The sequence below is a fragment of the Streptomyces sp. NPDC014734 genome (genome assembly GCF_043083325.1).
Taxonomy (GTDB): Bacteria; Actinomycetota; Actinomycetes; order Streptomycetales; family Streptomycetaceae; genus Streptomyces.
On record NZ_JBIBYN010000017.1, the window covers coordinates 124,365 to 138,816 of the forward strand.

The window sequence follows — 14,452 nt, forward strand, 5'->3', positions numbered from 1 at the left end:
GTCCGGCGCGGATGGGGTCGTCCCAAGAACTCCCGCACCGCTTCCGGCGACGCGCGCCGATCCACCACGGGTTGCGGGACAGCCCTCAATAGACTGCCCGGATGCCCGAGACCGACTACCTGGCCGAAGGCCGCCGCGCGGCGATCCGCCCCTACGGCCCGGCGGATGCCGAGGAGTTCACCGCCCGCGCGCGGGAGAGCCGGGACCTGCACCACCCATGGCTGTTCCCGCCCACCGACACCGCCGCGTACGCCGTGTACGCCGGACGGCTGACCGACGACCCGACGAAGGCCGGCTTCCTGGTCTGCGAACGGGAAGCCGCACACGCACCCACGCACGTGCCCGCGGGCGAACGGGGCCGGGTGACAGGGGCGGGGAGGGGCGACCGCCCGGACCCTCCGCACGGGAGCGGCGAGCGCACCGCCGACGGCCGGATCGCCGGGTTCATCAACATCAACAACATCGTGCGGGGAGGATTTCGCTGCGGGGCCCTCGGCTACGGCGCGTTCTCCCATGCCGCCGGTCGCGGCCTGATGGGCGAAGGACTGGAACTGGTGCTGCGCCATGCCTTCGGGCCCCTGGGCCTGCACCGTCTGGAGGCCAACGTCCAGCCCGCCAACGAGGGCTCGCTCGCCCTCGTCCGCCGGGCCGGATTCCGCCACGAGGGCTTCTCGCCGGACTTCCTCCTCATCGACGGGGCCTGGCGCGACCACGAACGGTGGGCGATCACGGCCGGGATGCCGAGGCCGGCGGCGAGCTGACCGGAACGCGATCCCCTCACCCACCGTGAACGGGGCACCACGCCGGGGGCGGACCCGGACCGCCCCACCGGCCCGGCGGCCGTCCCCGTCCGGCCGTGAGCCCGTCCGGCACGCCCGGTCGGGTGCCGAGGCCGCCGGAACCGGTCCCGGGCCCACCCCATCGGGCGCACCGGGTTGGGCAAGTCTTTGCCCGTGGCCGGATCGGCATCCTCCCGTGCCCCGACGGGCCGCCCGCGCGGGACGTGGAGCTCGGTACTCCGTATAGAAACGGAAAAGCGGCGGCCGAAACTGTGAGGAGCCGTCCGCGTCGAGGCGACGCTCGTGTTGACCGTACGCACTCCCGGGCAGAGGCTCGTCATATAGCTGCTTAATACAACTGGTTTCTGCCGGGTTCTCGCTCTCGGCACGCCGCTCCTCGGGGGCGTCACCGTGCGTAGTACCGCCATCCCGGTCGGGACCGAATCGGGAGGACGCGTATGTGTGGCATCGCCGGCTGGGTCTCCTTCGACCGTGACCTACGGGCAGCCGAGAACACCGCGACGCTGGACGCGATGACGGAGACCATGTCCTGCCGGGGCCCCGACGACCGGGGCACCTGGACCGCCGGGCACGCGGGCCTCGGGCACCGTCGGCTCGCGATCATCGACCTGCCGGGCGGACGCCAGCCCATGGCCGTCTCCACGCCCGAGGGCGAGATCGCGCTCGTCTACTCCGGTGAGGCGTACAACTTCACCGAGCTGCGCGGCGAACTGAGCGCCCGCGGACACCGGTTCGTCACGGACTCGGACACCGAGGTCGTGTTGCACGGCTATCTGGAGTGGGGCGAGTCCGTCGCCGAACGGCTCAACGGCATGTACGCCTTCGCGCTCTGGGACAGCCGCCACGACAAGCTCGTCATGATCCGCGACCGGATGGGCGTCAAACCCTTCTACTACTGGCCGACGCCCGACGGCGTGCTCTTCGGCTCGGAGCCCAAGGCCATCCTCGCCAACCCGCTGGTCCGGCCCCGGGTGGACCTCGACGGGCTCCGGGAACTGTTCAGTCTCGTCAAGACCCCCGGGCACGCCGTATGGGACGGCATGTTCGAGGTGGAGCCCGGCACCGTCGTCACCGTGGACCGCGGCGGCCTGCGCCGGCACGTCTACTGGCGGCTGGAGACCCGCCCGCACGCCGACGACCGGGACACCACGATCACCACCGTACGGTCGCTGCTCGACGACATCGTGCGCCGTCAGCTGGTTTCCGACGTCCCCCGCTGCATCCTGCTCTCCGGCGGCCTCGACTCGTCCGCGGTCACCGCCCTCGCCGCCCGGCAGCTCGCCGAGAGCGACGAGAAGGTCCGCACCTTCGCCGTCGACTTCGTCGGCCGGACCGAGAACTTCGTCGCCGACGCGCTGCGCACCACCCCCGACACCCCCTTCGTGCACGATGTGGCCCGGCTGTCCGGCACCGTCCACCGCGACATCGTGCTCGACCCGGAGACCCTCGCCGACCCCGAGGTCCGCGCCCGGATGATCCGCGCCCGGGACATACCGATGGGCCTCGGCGACATGGACACCTCGCTGTATCTGCTCTTCCGGGCGATCCGCGAGCATTCGACCGTCGCACTGTCCGGCGAGTCGGCCGACGAGGTCTTCGGCGGCTACCTCCAGTTCTTCGACGAGGAGGCCCGCCGCGCCGACACCTTCCCCTGGCTGGTCCGGTTCGCCGAGCACTTCGGCGAGGACGCGGGCCTGCTCCGCGACGACGTGAACCGCGCCCTCGGACTGGAGGCGTACATCCGCGACAGCTACGACTCCGCCGTCGCCGGCATCGAACGGCTCGATGGCGAGAGCGACTTCGAGTACCGCATGCGCCGGATCTGCCATCTCCACCTGACCCGCTTCGTACGCGTCCTGCTCGACCGCAAGGACCGGGCGAGCATGGCGGTCGGCCTGGAAGTGCGGGTCCCGTTCTGCGACCACCGGCTCGTCGAGTACGTCTACAACACCCCCTGGGCCCTGAAGTCCTTCGACGGCAGGGAGAAGAGCCTGCTGCGCGAGGCCGTCGCGGACGTGCTGCCCCGGTCCGTCTACGAGCGGACCAAGAGCCCCTACCCCTCGACCCAGGACCCGAAGTACGCCGTCGCGCTCCAGGAGCACGCCCGCGACCTGCTCGCGCGCCCGGACCACCGGGTCTTCGAGCTGATCGACCGCGACCGGCTGCAGAAGGCGGCCGACCACGAAGCGCCCCAGATCACCTCGGCGTCCCGCCGGGGCCTGGAACGCACCCTCGACCTCGCGACCTGGCTCGACATGTACGAGCCGGAGGTGGACCTCGGCTGAACGCACCGCCGCCGGGCGGACGCCCGGAGCCGCCCCGGCCGCGTCGCGGACCGGGGCGGCCCCGCGCCGCCGGAGTGCCGGACCGGCGGAGGCGGTGCGTCGCCGTCCCGACCGGGAGCGACGAGGCCGCCCCGCGGGCGCGGTGTCACGCGGGGGCCGAAGACGGCCGCCCCTTGCGGTTGATCTTCATGGTGTCCATGTCGGTCGCGGTGGAACGCAGTTCGCCATGGCCGAACCCATCCCGCCTCAGCAGCGCCTCGGCCCGGTCCTCGGCGATCACGGACGCCATCTCCTCGCCGTCCTCGGCGTCCGACACGACCAGGAACCGGAAGCTGAAGTGCTTCAGCACACGGTCGTACGCGAGCGATCCCTCCTCGGTGAACCGCATCGCGCTCAGGCCGTGCTCGTCCACCTCGGACAGCAGCCGGGCGCGTGCCCCGTCCGTCAGGCCGTCCCAGGTGCCGCGCACGATCACTCGGTAGGTGTGCTGTGTGCTCATCGTGTGTGCCACTCCGCGCTCTGCTCGTGAACCGTCGGGAGCCAAGGGTACGGAGCCGGGAGCGGAACGCATCCGGAATATCGCCGGGCCGGCCGCCCTGTGATTTTCGCCCTTGTCCCGAAGTCAGGGGGGTGCGCCCCTGGCCGGACGGCTGTCCAGCGTGTTCCATGGTCATCGGGGGGCGCCCGGACCGCGGCGGCCCGTGCGAGGGAACGAGGTTGCCTTGGCCACGACCGTACGACGTGCCGTACTGACTCTGCCCGCCGCGCCACTGGGCCCGGAGAACCCGCTGCCCGCGCTGCGCCCGCTCGACGGGACGCACGTGATCGACGACCGCGACCGGGCCGGACTGCCACGCGACATGGCACGCCAGATCGGTCGCGCACCGCTGAGCACCGTGCTGCCGGTGCGGGTCCTCGACGGATACGGACGCGAGCGCGTGCCCGCCCGACTGGACGCCGTCGTCATCGAGAACGACCGGCTGCGGGCCACCGTCCTGCCCGGACTCGGCGGCCGGATCCACTCCCTCCACCACAAGCCGACCGGCCGCGACCTCCTCTACACCAATCCGGTGCTCCAGCCCGCCGACTTCGCGCTCAACGGTGCCTGGTTCTCCGGCGGCATCGAATGGAACATCGGTGCCACCGGCCACACCACGCTCACCTGCGCGCCGCTGCACGCCGCCCGGGTGGCCGCCCCCGACGGCGGCGACATGCTCCGTCTCTGGGAGTGGGAAAGGCTGCGCGACCTGCCCTTCCAGGTGGACCTGTGGCTGCCCGGGGACTCCGATTTCCTGCACGTCGGCGTACGGATACGCAATCCGCACGAGCACACCGCGCCCGTCTACTGGTGGTCCAACACCGCCGTCCCGGAGGGGGAGCACACCCGCGTCCTGGCCCCGGCCGACGAGGCATGGCACTTCGGCTACGAACGCACCCTGACCCGGGTCCCCGTCCCCGGGACCGGTTCGGCCGACCGCACGTACCCGTGGCGCGGCGACTGTCCCGCCGACTATTTCTACGAGGTGCCCGACGGCGCCCGCCGCTGGATCGCCGCCCTCGACGGGGACGGGCACGGACTCGTCCAGACGTCGACCGACCTGCTGCGCGGCCGCAAGCTGTTCCTGTGGGGCAGCGGCCCGGGCGGGCGGCGCTGGCAGGAATGGCTCACCGAACCGGGCACCGCGGGCTATGCCGAGATACAGGCCGGACTCGCCCGTACCCAGCTTGAACACGTACCCCTGGAACCGGGCGGGGAGTTCAGCTGGCTGGAGTCCTACGGGCCGCTGTCCGCCGACCCCGCTGCGGTGCACGGCGACGACTGGGCCGCGGCCCGCGCCGAGGCCGAGCGGCGGCTCGCCGAGGCGCTGCCGCGCGCCGATGTCGAGGCCGCGTACGCCGCCTGGCGCGGTCGCGCCGACGCCGAGCCCGGCGAGTGGCTCGCGACCGGATCCGGCTGGGGCGCCCTGGAGGTCCGGCGGGGCGCGTACCACCTTCCCGGCACGCCGTTCCCCGAAGCGAGCCTCGGCGAACAGCAGAGGCCCTGGCTGGAGTTGCTCGATCAGGGCACTCTCCCGGGACCGCCCCTCCCGACTCCGCCGGGCCCCTCCCTGGTCTCGACCCACTGGCGCGACATGCTGGAGACCGCCCCCGCCGACCCGCTCACCGAATACCACCTCGGTGTCGCGCAGTGGCACGCGGGCGACCGCGCGCAGGCGGTCCGCAGCTGGGAACGCGGACTGGCCCGGGCGGTGTCCCGCTGGCCGCTGCTGCGCTGCCTGGCCGTCGCCGCCGCGGAGGGCGCCCAGCGGGACCGGGCCGCCGATCTGTACACCGAGGCCTTCGACGCCCTGCGCGCGGAACGTCCCGACGGCGACGGACACGACGAGGCCTGGACGGCTGCCACGACGGCGCTCGGCCGTGAGGCGATCGAGGCGCTGCTGACGGCCGAGCGGCCGGAATCGGCCCGGGCGGTGTGGTCCGCCCTGCCCGGGAGCATCCGCCGCCGGGGCCGCTTCAGGCTGCTGGAGGCCCGGCTGTCGATCGCCGAGGGCGACCGGGCAGCGGCCCGGGCCGTCTTCGACGAGGGCTTCGAGGTCGCCGATCTGCGCGAGGGCGCCCAAGTCCTCGACGAGGTCTGGGCCGAACTCACCGACGAGGCGATCCCGGACCACTACAACTACCGGATGCGACCCGGGGCGTGACACCGGACACGGTCCGGCGCACGCCCGGCGCGTGCGTGGGCCGGACCGTGCCCGACGCCTCCGTCCGTCTCGTCCGCCGCGGCCGTGACCGGGGCGAGGACCGGGTCATCCAGCCAGGTTCCGGTCCACGTACTCGAAGACGGAGCCGTCCGGGTGCACGGCGATCAGATTGCGGCCCACCGGTGTCGCCAACGGCCCCGCGATGACCCGGGCGCCGACCCGCGTGAGCGAGGCGTGTGCCGCGTCGACATCCTTGACCGCGATCGTCGCGGTGACCTTGCGCAGGATCTCCAGTTCCGCCTCCGGCCCGCTCATCAGCAGAAAGCAACTGATCGCGGCGACCGATACCCCGCCGCGCTCGAAGCGCAGCGCGGAACTGCCCGTGAGGTCCTCGTAGAAGGCCGTGGCGGCCTCCAGGTCGTCGACGCAGATGCGCAGCGTGGTTCCCAGAATGTCCATGCGCAACAGCGTAGTTGGCGGATATCAGGCCCGGCAGAGCACCTCGCCGTGCGGGACCATGAACCAGGCGTCGTCCCGCGCGCCCCACTCGCGCCAGGCCGTGGCGATCGCCTCCAGCTGTTCGGCGTCGGCGTGGCCGCCCTCCACGGCCTGCCGCGCGTAGTCCGAGCCGGTCGTGCGGTCCGCCCACAGCCCGCTCCACCAGGCCCGGCTGTCCTCGGTGGCGAAACACCAGGTGCCCGCGGTCGCGGTGATGTCGGTGAAGCCGGCGCGCCGCGCCCAGGAGTGCAGTCGGCGACCGGCGTCCGGTTCGCCGCCGTTGGCACGGGCCACCCGGCGATACAGCTCCTGCCACGCGTCGAGGCCCGGGGCCTCGGGGTACCAGGCCATCGCCGCGTAGTCGCTGTCGCGGACCGCGACGATGCCGCCCGGTCGGCAGACGCGCCGCATCTCGCGCAGGGCGAGCACCGGATCCCCCACGTGCTGGAGCACCTGATGGGCGTGGACGACATCAAAGGAGTCGTCGGCGAACTCCAGGCCGTGCACATCGGCGGTGGCGAACTCGACGTTGTCCAGGTTGCGTTCGGCCGCGGCCTCGGCTGCTCGGGCGAGGATCTCCCGGGTGGTGTCGACCGCGGTGACCCGTCCGGGCGCGACCAGCGCGGCGAGGTCGGCGGTGATGGTGCCGGGCCCGCAGCCGACGTCCAGCACGGACATGCCGGGACGGAGTCCGTCGATCAGGTACGCCGCGGAATTGGCGGCGGTGCGCCAGCGGTGCGAGCGCAGCACCGACTCGTGGTGGCCGTGTGTGTAGACGGCGGTCTCCTTCGGCATGACGGTGGATCCTTCCTCGGGGCGCGTTGCCCGGATGCGGGCCGTGCGAAGAACTGACCGGCATCGACACCGTACGCGTCTGTGCCGAATATTGAGATACGTGTCTCGCGATATGAGCATCCTGATGCGCCGGGCGGGCGCTGTCCAGGGGGGGGCGGCACGACCTCGCGCCGACCGGTGCGGAGCCGGCCCCGGGCATCGCGCCGGCACGTCTCCCGGCCCCGGTGCAGACGCCGGAGGCGGTCCGCCGGGACACGGACGGCGGCCCGGCCGCGCGCCCTCGCCGTTGCCGGTGCGCGCACGAGGTGATTACGCTGCGATCATGATTCCGGCCCAGGGCCGGACTCTCCGTATCCGCACCCGCCATCCGCCGGTACGGACGCACGAAGGAGCGGCCACACCCGCGGACCTTCGGCGCCGATGACCCCGGCGGGGTCGGACTCCACGAGGAGCACACATGAGTTCCGCGCGTCTGGACGTGGCCGTCCCCGAACAGGCCGAGCTCGGCGAGGGCCCGACCTGGGATCCGGCCACCGGCCGGCTCATCTGGGTCGACATCCTCTCCGCCCGCGTGCACACCTACGACCCGGCGAGCGGCCGTCGTACGGTGCGCGCCACCGAACAGCACGTCGGCGCGGCCAAGCCGCGCGCGGGCGGCGGACTCGTGGTCAACCTGCGCGACGGCATCGGCCTGTACGACCGGGACGGCGCCTTCGACTGGCTGGTCCACGACCCGCGGCCCGGCCGCCGCGGCAACGACGCGGCGGTCGCCCCCGACGGGGCGCTGTGGGCGGGGAGCATGAGCTACGACGGTTCCGCCACCGGCGGCAGCCTCGTCCGCGTCGCCCCCGACGGCGCGGTCACCCCGGTGCTGCCCGTGGTGGCGTGCAGCAACGGCACCGGCTGGAGTCCGGACCGGCGGCTGATGTACTACGTCGACACACCCACCCGCCGTATCGACGTCTTCGACTTCGACGGCGAGCACGCGGTGAACCGGAGGCCGTTCGCCACGGTCGAGGAGGGCGCGGGCCTCCCCGACGGGCTGACCGTCGACGCCGACGGAGCCGTCTGGGTGGCTCTGTGGGACGGCTCGGCGGTACGCCGCTACACGCCCGACGGCTCCCTGGACCGGATCGTCGAGCTGCCGGTGCGGCGTCCGACGGCCTGTGCCTTCGGCGGCGCGGACCTGCGCGACCTCTACGTGACCTCGGCACGGTCCGGACTTGCCGCCCCGCATCCGATGTCCGGTGCGCTGCTGGTCCTGCCGGGCGCGGGGCACGGCATGCCGGGGACGCCCTTCGCAGGCTGATTCCGGACCCTCGGCACCCGTCCGTGCCCCGCCGGGCGGGCGGGGCCCGCCGAACCCTCGTATAAAGGCCCTGAGCGCGGGGGTACGGCGGCGGGCGGCGGTGAAGGAGGCCCGGATGGCACGGGAGAGGACCGGACGGACGGCGCGCGGAGGCGAGGCCCACGCCGTTCGGGAGGACCACGGCCCGGTCAGATACGGACCGCCGCTCCCCGGCCCCGGCCTGCCCGTCCTGCCCGAACTCGCCGGGGTGCTCGCCGGCGCGGCCGGCCGTGACGCCGCCGAACCGACCGGCGGCGGCGCCGCCCTGCGCACGGCGGCCACCGCCTACTGGGCGCGACGCGGCCTGCACGGCGGACCGGGGCACGTCGCGGCCGCGCCGGGCACCTCCCCGCTGCTGCTCGCGCTGATCGCGGCCCACGGCGGTGACGTGCTGGTGCCGCGCCCCTGCGCCGCCACCTGGATCCCGCAGGCCCGGCTGCTGGGCAGCCCCGCCTACCAGGTGCCGACGCCCGCCGAGTGCGGCGGTGTGCCAGATCCGTACGCGCTGCTGGAGACCGTGCGCAGGGTGCGTGCCGAGGGCGGCAGGCCCCGACTGCTGCTGATCTCCGTCGTCGACGACCCGACCGCCACCGTGGCGCCGCCGGAACTCGTGCGCGAGGCGTGCGAGGCGGCGGTCGCCGAGGGGTTGCACGTCGTCAGCGACGAGACCTGGCGCGACACCCTGCACCGGCCGCGCGACACGGTCCTGCTGAGCCCGGCCGAGATGTGCCCGGACGACGTCACGGTCGTCTGCGACCTCGCCGGGGCCCTGACCCCGTCCGCCTGGCCGGTCGCGATCGCCAGGTTCCCGGACACCGGGCGGTCGGCGGTGCACCACGCCCGCACCCTCGACATCCTCACCGCGCTCGGAGCACACGTCGCCGGGCCCGTCGCCGAGGCCGCCGCCCACGCGCTCGGCGAGCCGGACTCCGTCACGGAGCGGACCCGGCGCTCCGCCGCGCTCCACGCCCGGCTCGGAGCGGCGGCCCACCGCGCGGTCCTCGCGGCGGGCGCGCTCGCCAGGCCCCCGCAGGCGGGACGCCACCTCTACGCAGACCTGGAACCGCTCAGGTCCCGCCTGGCGGACAGAGGCGTGACCGACTCCCTGGAACTGGAGGAGTACCTGACGGAACGTCTCGGGGCGCCGGCACCGGGAGGCCACCGGTTCGGCGACGAACTGGGGGCGCTGCGCGTACGGCTCGGGACCGGGGCGCTGGTGGGGACCACCCCGGAACAGCGGACGCGGTCGCTCGCCGCGGCGGACCCTCTGGACCTCCCGCACGTGGTCGGGGCCCTGAACGCCTTCACGGCGGTCTTCGCCGGTCTCCGCTGAGGAGGTCCGCCCACGGCGGCCCCGTGCCCCCGGCGTCCCGTCCACGGGCGGCCGCTCAGTCGCCGAACCGGGCCCGCACCTTGCGCCACGCCGCCGGGCCCCCGCTGACCAGCAGCGTCAGGCCCAACGCGGCGATCACGCCCTGCCACGGCTCGGGGAACAACGAACCGCCCAGTATGCCGATGAGCTGGTAGGTCGCGGCCCACGCCAGACAGGCCGGCACGTCGCCGCGGGCGAACCTGCGCAACGGTATCCGCCCCAGCAGGCAGGCCAGCATCACCGGAATCCGTCCCGCCGGTACCAGCCGGGACAGCACCAGGACCACCGCACCGTGCTCGTCGAGCTTCCGCTGTGCCTGCGCCAGCCGCTCCGGAGCGGCCCGGTCACGGATCGTCCGGAGCCACTTCGAGCCGTTCCTCGACCGCACCCCGCGCTGTCCCAGCCAGTACAGGCAGACGTCGCCGAGGAACGCGGCGGCCGAGGCCACCGCGAAGACGATCAGGAGCGCGAACGGGGACGACTGGTGCAACGCCACCACCGCCGCGGAACTCACCAGCGCACCCGTCGGCACCACCGGCACCAGCGAGCCCAGCGCCACCAGCAGGAACAGGGACGGATAGCCCACGGCCTGCTGCGTCGACTCCGGGGGAAGCTGCCGCACGACCTCCTGGATCACCTGGCGGCCTCCGGCCGCACCCGCTCGCCGTGGAACAGCCGGTGCACGGCCACCTCCGGCGCCAGCAGCCCCGCCTTGCGGACGAACTCGTCACCCGGCGCGTGGAACTCGTGCGGCCGGACCCCGTCCATCCCGATCGGCCAGTACGTGCCGTAGTGCACCGGCACCGCCGACCGGGGGGCCAGCCGGACCAGCGCCTGGGCGGCCCGCCCCGCGTCCAGATGACCACGGCCCAGATAGGGGCCCCAGCCGCCCACCGGCAGCAGTGCCACGTCCACCGGACCGACGGCGCGGGCCATGTCCTCGAAGAGCCCGGTGTCGCCTGCGAAATACGTCCGCGCCTCGCCCTCGACCACATAGCCGAGCGCGGGGGAGCGGTGCGTGCCCAAGGGCAGCCGCCTGCCGTCGTGCAGCGCCGGAACCGCGCGCACCCGGATTCCGTGCGCCCCGCCGAACCGGACCTCGTCGCCCGGGGCCACCTCGGTGATCCGCAGTCCGCGCACCGAGCGCAGCAGCCGGAGCCCCGGCACGGCGCGCACCGCGCCCACCGGCACGACGAGCCGGGTGCCCGGCGCCAGCCCGGCCAGCGACGGCGGGTGCAGATGGTCGGCGTGCAGATGCGAGACGAGCACGACATCGGCGACCGCGGCCTCCGGGCCGGGCAGTTCACCGCGGCGCCGCCGCAGGTGCGCCAGCCTCCGCACGAACAGCGGATCGGTCAGCACACGTACCCCGGAGTCCTCGATCGTGCAGGTGGCATGGCCCCACCAGGTGACTTCCACCGGCACGCGGCGCCTCCTCGTTCCCACATTTCTCGCTTCGGCTCCGATTCCCTTCCTCGGCTCCGACGGCCGAGCCTAATGCGAGGGGAGGACCGGACGAGTGGCTCCCCGTCGTCGCCGGACTCCGTCGCACGGCGGTGCCCCCGGTGCGCGCGGATCGCAGGGGTCGTCTTCGCGCTGGAGGACCACCCCGCGTGCGCCCTCCGCCACCGGCGTCCGCCCCGGCGCGCCGGAGTATGCGGCGGTTACGCCCGGTGTCACACGCTCCTCCCGTACCGACGCGCGCCTTTTTGCGCAGGGGCCGGAGAGGTAGGGTCGCCGGTACGCCTGGCGCCGGGGCGGGCAACGTTCACCTTGTTGTGACGCCCGGCACGCGTTCTCGCCGCACCGGCCGAAAGCCCGAGTACGTCCCGTACGAGGACTGCCGTCCGGCACACCGGGGGCACGCACCGGACGCCGCTTTCCGACGGGCAGACCTTGCCCGCCGCGGCACGAGCACGGGGAGAACGGTCATGGGGGACGCAGCGGACGTCAGGGTGGCGGCCATCGCCAGTCTCACACCCCTGGAAGAACTCGACAGCGATCCGTTCCTCGTGGACACCCGCGGCCAGCACGACATGTGTGCCCGCTGGGCCGCCGACAAGGGCTACGTCGTCACCCGTCAGCTCCGCTTCTACGGGCTGCGCCCCGATCACCACGCCCTGTGGAGCGATGTCGAGAGCGGCGACGTCGAGGTGTTCGTCGCCGCCAACGACCGGGTGCTGGCCCGGGCCCTCACCTCGGTTCCCGAATTCGCCGCGGAGTGCGAGCGGCGCGGTGTGCGCCTGGAGGTCGTGGGACTGGACGAGCCCCCGTACAACGCCGGCACGAAAGCGAGCGTGCACCGCAGGCTCTCCATGCCCACCGCCGGTTACGACGGCTGCTGACCGCCCCGGCCCCCGCCGGGTGGGGGGCCCGCCGCGCCGCTGTGACAGGCTGGAGGGCAGGGCCCGGAACGGCGGGGCCCGGACGTGAGGTGGGTACGGCGTGGGTGACGGGCGATGGCGAACGGCCGGCAGCGCCCTGGTGAGAGTGGTCGTGGTGTGGGCGGTCTCGACGCTCACGATGCTGGTGCTCGCCGGGATCCTGCCGGACTTCCACCTCCAGTCGGCGGACGGTGTGAGCGTCACCAGGACCGCGTTCGCGGCGGCCTGGGGCGCCGGGGCGTTCGGCCTGCTCTCCGCACTGGTCTGGCCCGTCCTGGTACGGGCGCTGCTCATCGTGCCCGCGCTCGTCCTCGGACTGCTCGTCTTCTTCCTGAACGGTTCCCTGCTGCTGCTCGCCCTGCGGCTCATCCCGGACGGGCGCGGCGCCGCCGACCCGCGGACCGCGGTCGTCGTCGCGGCCGTCATGTCCGCGGTCGCCTCCGCGACCTCCACGGCCCTCGCCGTTCGCGACGACAACGCCTACCGGCGGCGCCTGTCCCGGCTCGCCGACCGCAGGCGGCGGCGCAGCGGAGCGCCCGGCGGCCGCTGCGGACCGCCGGGCGTCGTCTTCGTCCAGCTCGACGGCGTCGGCCACGACGTGCTCGTCCGGGCCGCGGCCACCGGCCTGATGCCGACCGTCGCGCACTGGCTCGCGCGGGAGGAGGGGCACCGGCTCATCCCCTGGCGCACCGACTGGTCCAGTCAGACCGGCGCCAGCCAGCTCGCCATCCTGCACGGCAGCAACCACGACGTACCCGCCTTCCGCTGGTACGAGAAGGAGACCGGCGACGTGATGGTCTCCAGCAGGCCCGCGAGCGCCCTCGAACTCCAGCGCAGGGCCATCGCCCGCACGCACGACGGCGGGCTGCTCGCGGTCGACGGCGCCAGCCGCGGCAACCTCTTCAGCGGCGGCGCCGACCAACTGGCGCTGGTCCTGTCCATGGCGGCCCGGTTCGGCAAGGGACGCCGCTCGCGGGCCGGCTACTTCGCCTACTTCTCCGACCCGGCCAACGCCGTGCGCACCGCGCTGTCCTTCGTCGCCGAGGTCTGCCGCGAGATCGGCGAGTCGACGCGGGCCCGCATCCGCGAGGACGCCCCGCGGATCAAGCGCGGCGGCCTCTACCCCTTCATCCGCGCCTTCGCGACCGTCGTCGAGCGCGATGTGGTGGTGGCCGCGGTCATGGGGGACATGTTCGCCGGTCGCACCGCCGTCTACGCCGACCTCGTCGCGTACGACGAGGTCGCCCACCACTCCGGACCGCACAGCCGGGACGCGGAGAAGGTGCTCGCCCGGCTGGACCGCTCGCTCGCCCTGATCGCGAAGGTCGCCGAGCACACCCCGCGCCGCTACCGGATCGTGCTCCTCTCCGACCACGGCCAGAGTTCCGGGGAGACCTTCGCGGGGGCGTACGGGCTGACGCTCAAGGATCTGGTGCGGGCGGGCTGCGGGCTGCCCGTGTCCCGCCGGGCGCAGCGCACCCGCAGCGGTTCGGAGGCACGTGACGCGGTACGGACCGCGCTGCACCGCAGGCCGGTCGAGGCGGGGGAGGCGGAGCACCGCGCGAAACCCTCCGACCCGGTGGTCCTCGCGTCCGGCAACCTGGGGCTGATCTCCTTTCCCGACATCGGGGGGCGCGCCTCGCGCGAGCGGCTCGACCTGTGCCATCCCGCGTTGCTCGGCACCCTCGCCAACCACCCCGGCATCGGCTTCCTGCTGGTCCGCAGCGAACGGCACGGGTCGGTCGTGCTGGGGCCCGGCGGCACCGAGACCCCGGTGGCGGAGCTGCGGGACGGGCAGGGGCCGCTGGCCCCGTTCGGCGCGGGTGCGGCGGACGCGGTGCGCCGCACCGACACCTTCCCGCACGTCGCGGACATCATGGTGAACTCGATGTACGACGGCCGTACGGGGACCGTGCACGCCTTCGAGGAGCAGATCGGCTCGCACGGCGGTCTGGGCGGTGCGCAGTCCCGGCCGTTCCTGCTGTGGCCGACGACGCTGTCGGAGCCCGTGACCCCGGGCACCGAGCTGGTGGGGGCCGAGCAGGTGCACCGGGTGCTGCGGCGCTGGCTGCGGGAGTGTGCGGGGCCGATGACACCGCTCGCTGCTGCGGGAACGGCGGACGGCACCGAGCGGACGGCCGCCCATGACGGGGCGGACGCGGTCGGGGCGACGGGCGCGCACGGCCGGACCGAGGGCGCCGACGAGGCGGACGGAGCGGTTCCGGCCGCCGACTGAGCGCTGCCCCCTTCGGCCGGAAACGGCGTTGT

The 14,452-nt window shown here is 73.8% G+C and carries 12 protein-coding genes; 7 read left to right on the top strand and 5 right to left on the bottom strand.

Annotated elements, in window-relative coordinates:
- Positions 1-101 precede the first annotated feature (101 nt).
- Both ACF1CT_RS25105 and asnB read left to right on the top strand, forming a co-directional pair.
- The gene (locus ACF1CT_RS25105; protein ID WP_391786191.1) at positions 102-761 is read left to right on the top strand and encodes a GNAT family N-acetyltransferase; all 660 of its coding nucleotides are present in this window, start codon (positions 102-104) and stop codon (positions 759-761) included.
- 476 nt (positions 762-1,237) lie between these two features.
- A complete protein-coding gene (asnB, locus tag ACF1CT_RS25110; protein WP_391786192.1) occupies positions 1,238-3,085 on the top strand; it encodes an asparagine synthase (glutamine-hydrolyzing) in 1,848 nt (615 codons plus the stop codon).
- Positions 3,086-3,230: 145 nt separating this feature from the next.
- Here the strand turns inward: asnB and ACF1CT_RS25115 are convergent, their stop codons facing one another.
- Positions 3,231-3,584 (bottom strand): DUF6204 family protein, encoded by a 354-nt coding sequence (locus ACF1CT_RS25115; protein ID WP_391786193.1) that lies wholly within the window; start codon positions 3,582-3,584, stop codon positions 3,231-3,233.
- 223 nt (positions 3,585-3,807) lie between these two features.
- On the opposite strand from ACF1CT_RS25115, the gene ACF1CT_RS25120 reads away from it, so the two are divergent.
- On the top strand, positions 3,808-5,787 hold the full coding sequence (locus ACF1CT_RS25120) for a DUF5107 domain-containing protein (RefSeq protein ID WP_391786194.1): 1,980 nt from the start codon (positions 3,808-3,810) through the stop codon (positions 5,785-5,787).
- A 105-nt stretch (positions 5,788-5,892) separates the two neighbouring features.
- Here the strand turns inward: ACF1CT_RS25120 and ACF1CT_RS25125 are convergent, their stop codons facing one another.
- Together ACF1CT_RS25125 and ACF1CT_RS25130 are read right to left on the bottom strand one after the other, a co-directional pair.
- Positions 5,893-6,246 (bottom strand): VOC family protein, encoded by a 354-nt coding sequence (locus tag ACF1CT_RS25125; RefSeq protein ID WP_391786195.1) that lies wholly within the window; start codon positions 6,244-6,246, stop codon positions 5,893-5,895.
- Between the two features lie 24 nt (positions 6,247-6,270).
- Positions 6,271-7,080 carry a methyltransferase domain-containing protein gene (locus ACF1CT_RS25130; RefSeq protein ID WP_391786196.1) on the bottom strand — a complete coding sequence of 270 codons (810 nt, stop codon included), beginning with the start codon at positions 7,078-7,080 and terminating at the stop codon, positions 6,271-6,273.
- A 457-nt stretch (positions 7,081-7,537) separates the two neighbouring features.
- On the opposite strand from ACF1CT_RS25130, the gene ACF1CT_RS25135 reads away from it, so the two are divergent.
- Positions 7,538-8,389, top strand: coding sequence for an SMP-30/gluconolactonase/LRE family protein (locus ACF1CT_RS25135; protein WP_391786197.1), 852 nt, complete (start codon positions 7,538-7,540; stop codon positions 8,387-8,389).
- 115 nt (positions 8,390-8,504) lie between these two features.
- Entirely contained in the window at positions 8,505-9,761 is a 1,257-nt protein-coding gene (locus ACF1CT_RS25140; RefSeq protein WP_391786198.1) for an aminotransferase class I/II-fold pyridoxal phosphate-dependent enzyme, read from the top strand.
- Positions 9,762-9,816: 55 nt separating this feature from the next.
- Here the strand turns inward: ACF1CT_RS25140 and ACF1CT_RS25145 are convergent, their stop codons facing one another.
- Both ACF1CT_RS25145 and ACF1CT_RS25150 read right to left on the bottom strand, forming a co-directional pair.
- Entirely contained in the window at positions 9,817-10,437 is a 621-nt protein-coding gene (locus ACF1CT_RS25145) for a DedA family protein (RefSeq protein ID WP_391786199.1), read from the bottom strand.
- Complete coding sequence (locus tag ACF1CT_RS25150; RefSeq protein WP_391786200.1) at positions 10,434-11,225, bottom strand: MBL fold metallo-hydrolase; 792 nt, start codon at positions 11,223-11,225, stop codon at positions 10,434-10,436. Before ACF1CT_RS25150 ends, ACF1CT_RS25145 begins: the two co-directional genes overlap by 4 nt.
- 506 nt (positions 11,226-11,731) lie before the next feature.
- Between ACF1CT_RS25150 and ACF1CT_RS25155 the strand changes: the two genes are divergently transcribed.
- Both ACF1CT_RS25155 and ACF1CT_RS25160 read left to right on the top strand, forming a co-directional pair.
- On the top strand, positions 11,732-12,145 hold the full coding sequence (locus tag ACF1CT_RS25155; RefSeq protein WP_391786201.1) for a hypothetical protein: 414 nt from the start codon (positions 11,732-11,734) through the stop codon (positions 12,143-12,145).
- 100 nt (positions 12,146-12,245) lie between these two features.
- Positions 12,246-14,420 (top strand): alkaline phosphatase family protein, encoded by a 2,175-nt coding sequence (locus tag ACF1CT_RS25160; RefSeq protein ID WP_391786202.1) that lies wholly within the window; start codon positions 12,246-12,248, stop codon positions 14,418-14,420.
- Positions 14,421-14,452 lie beyond the last annotated feature (32 nt).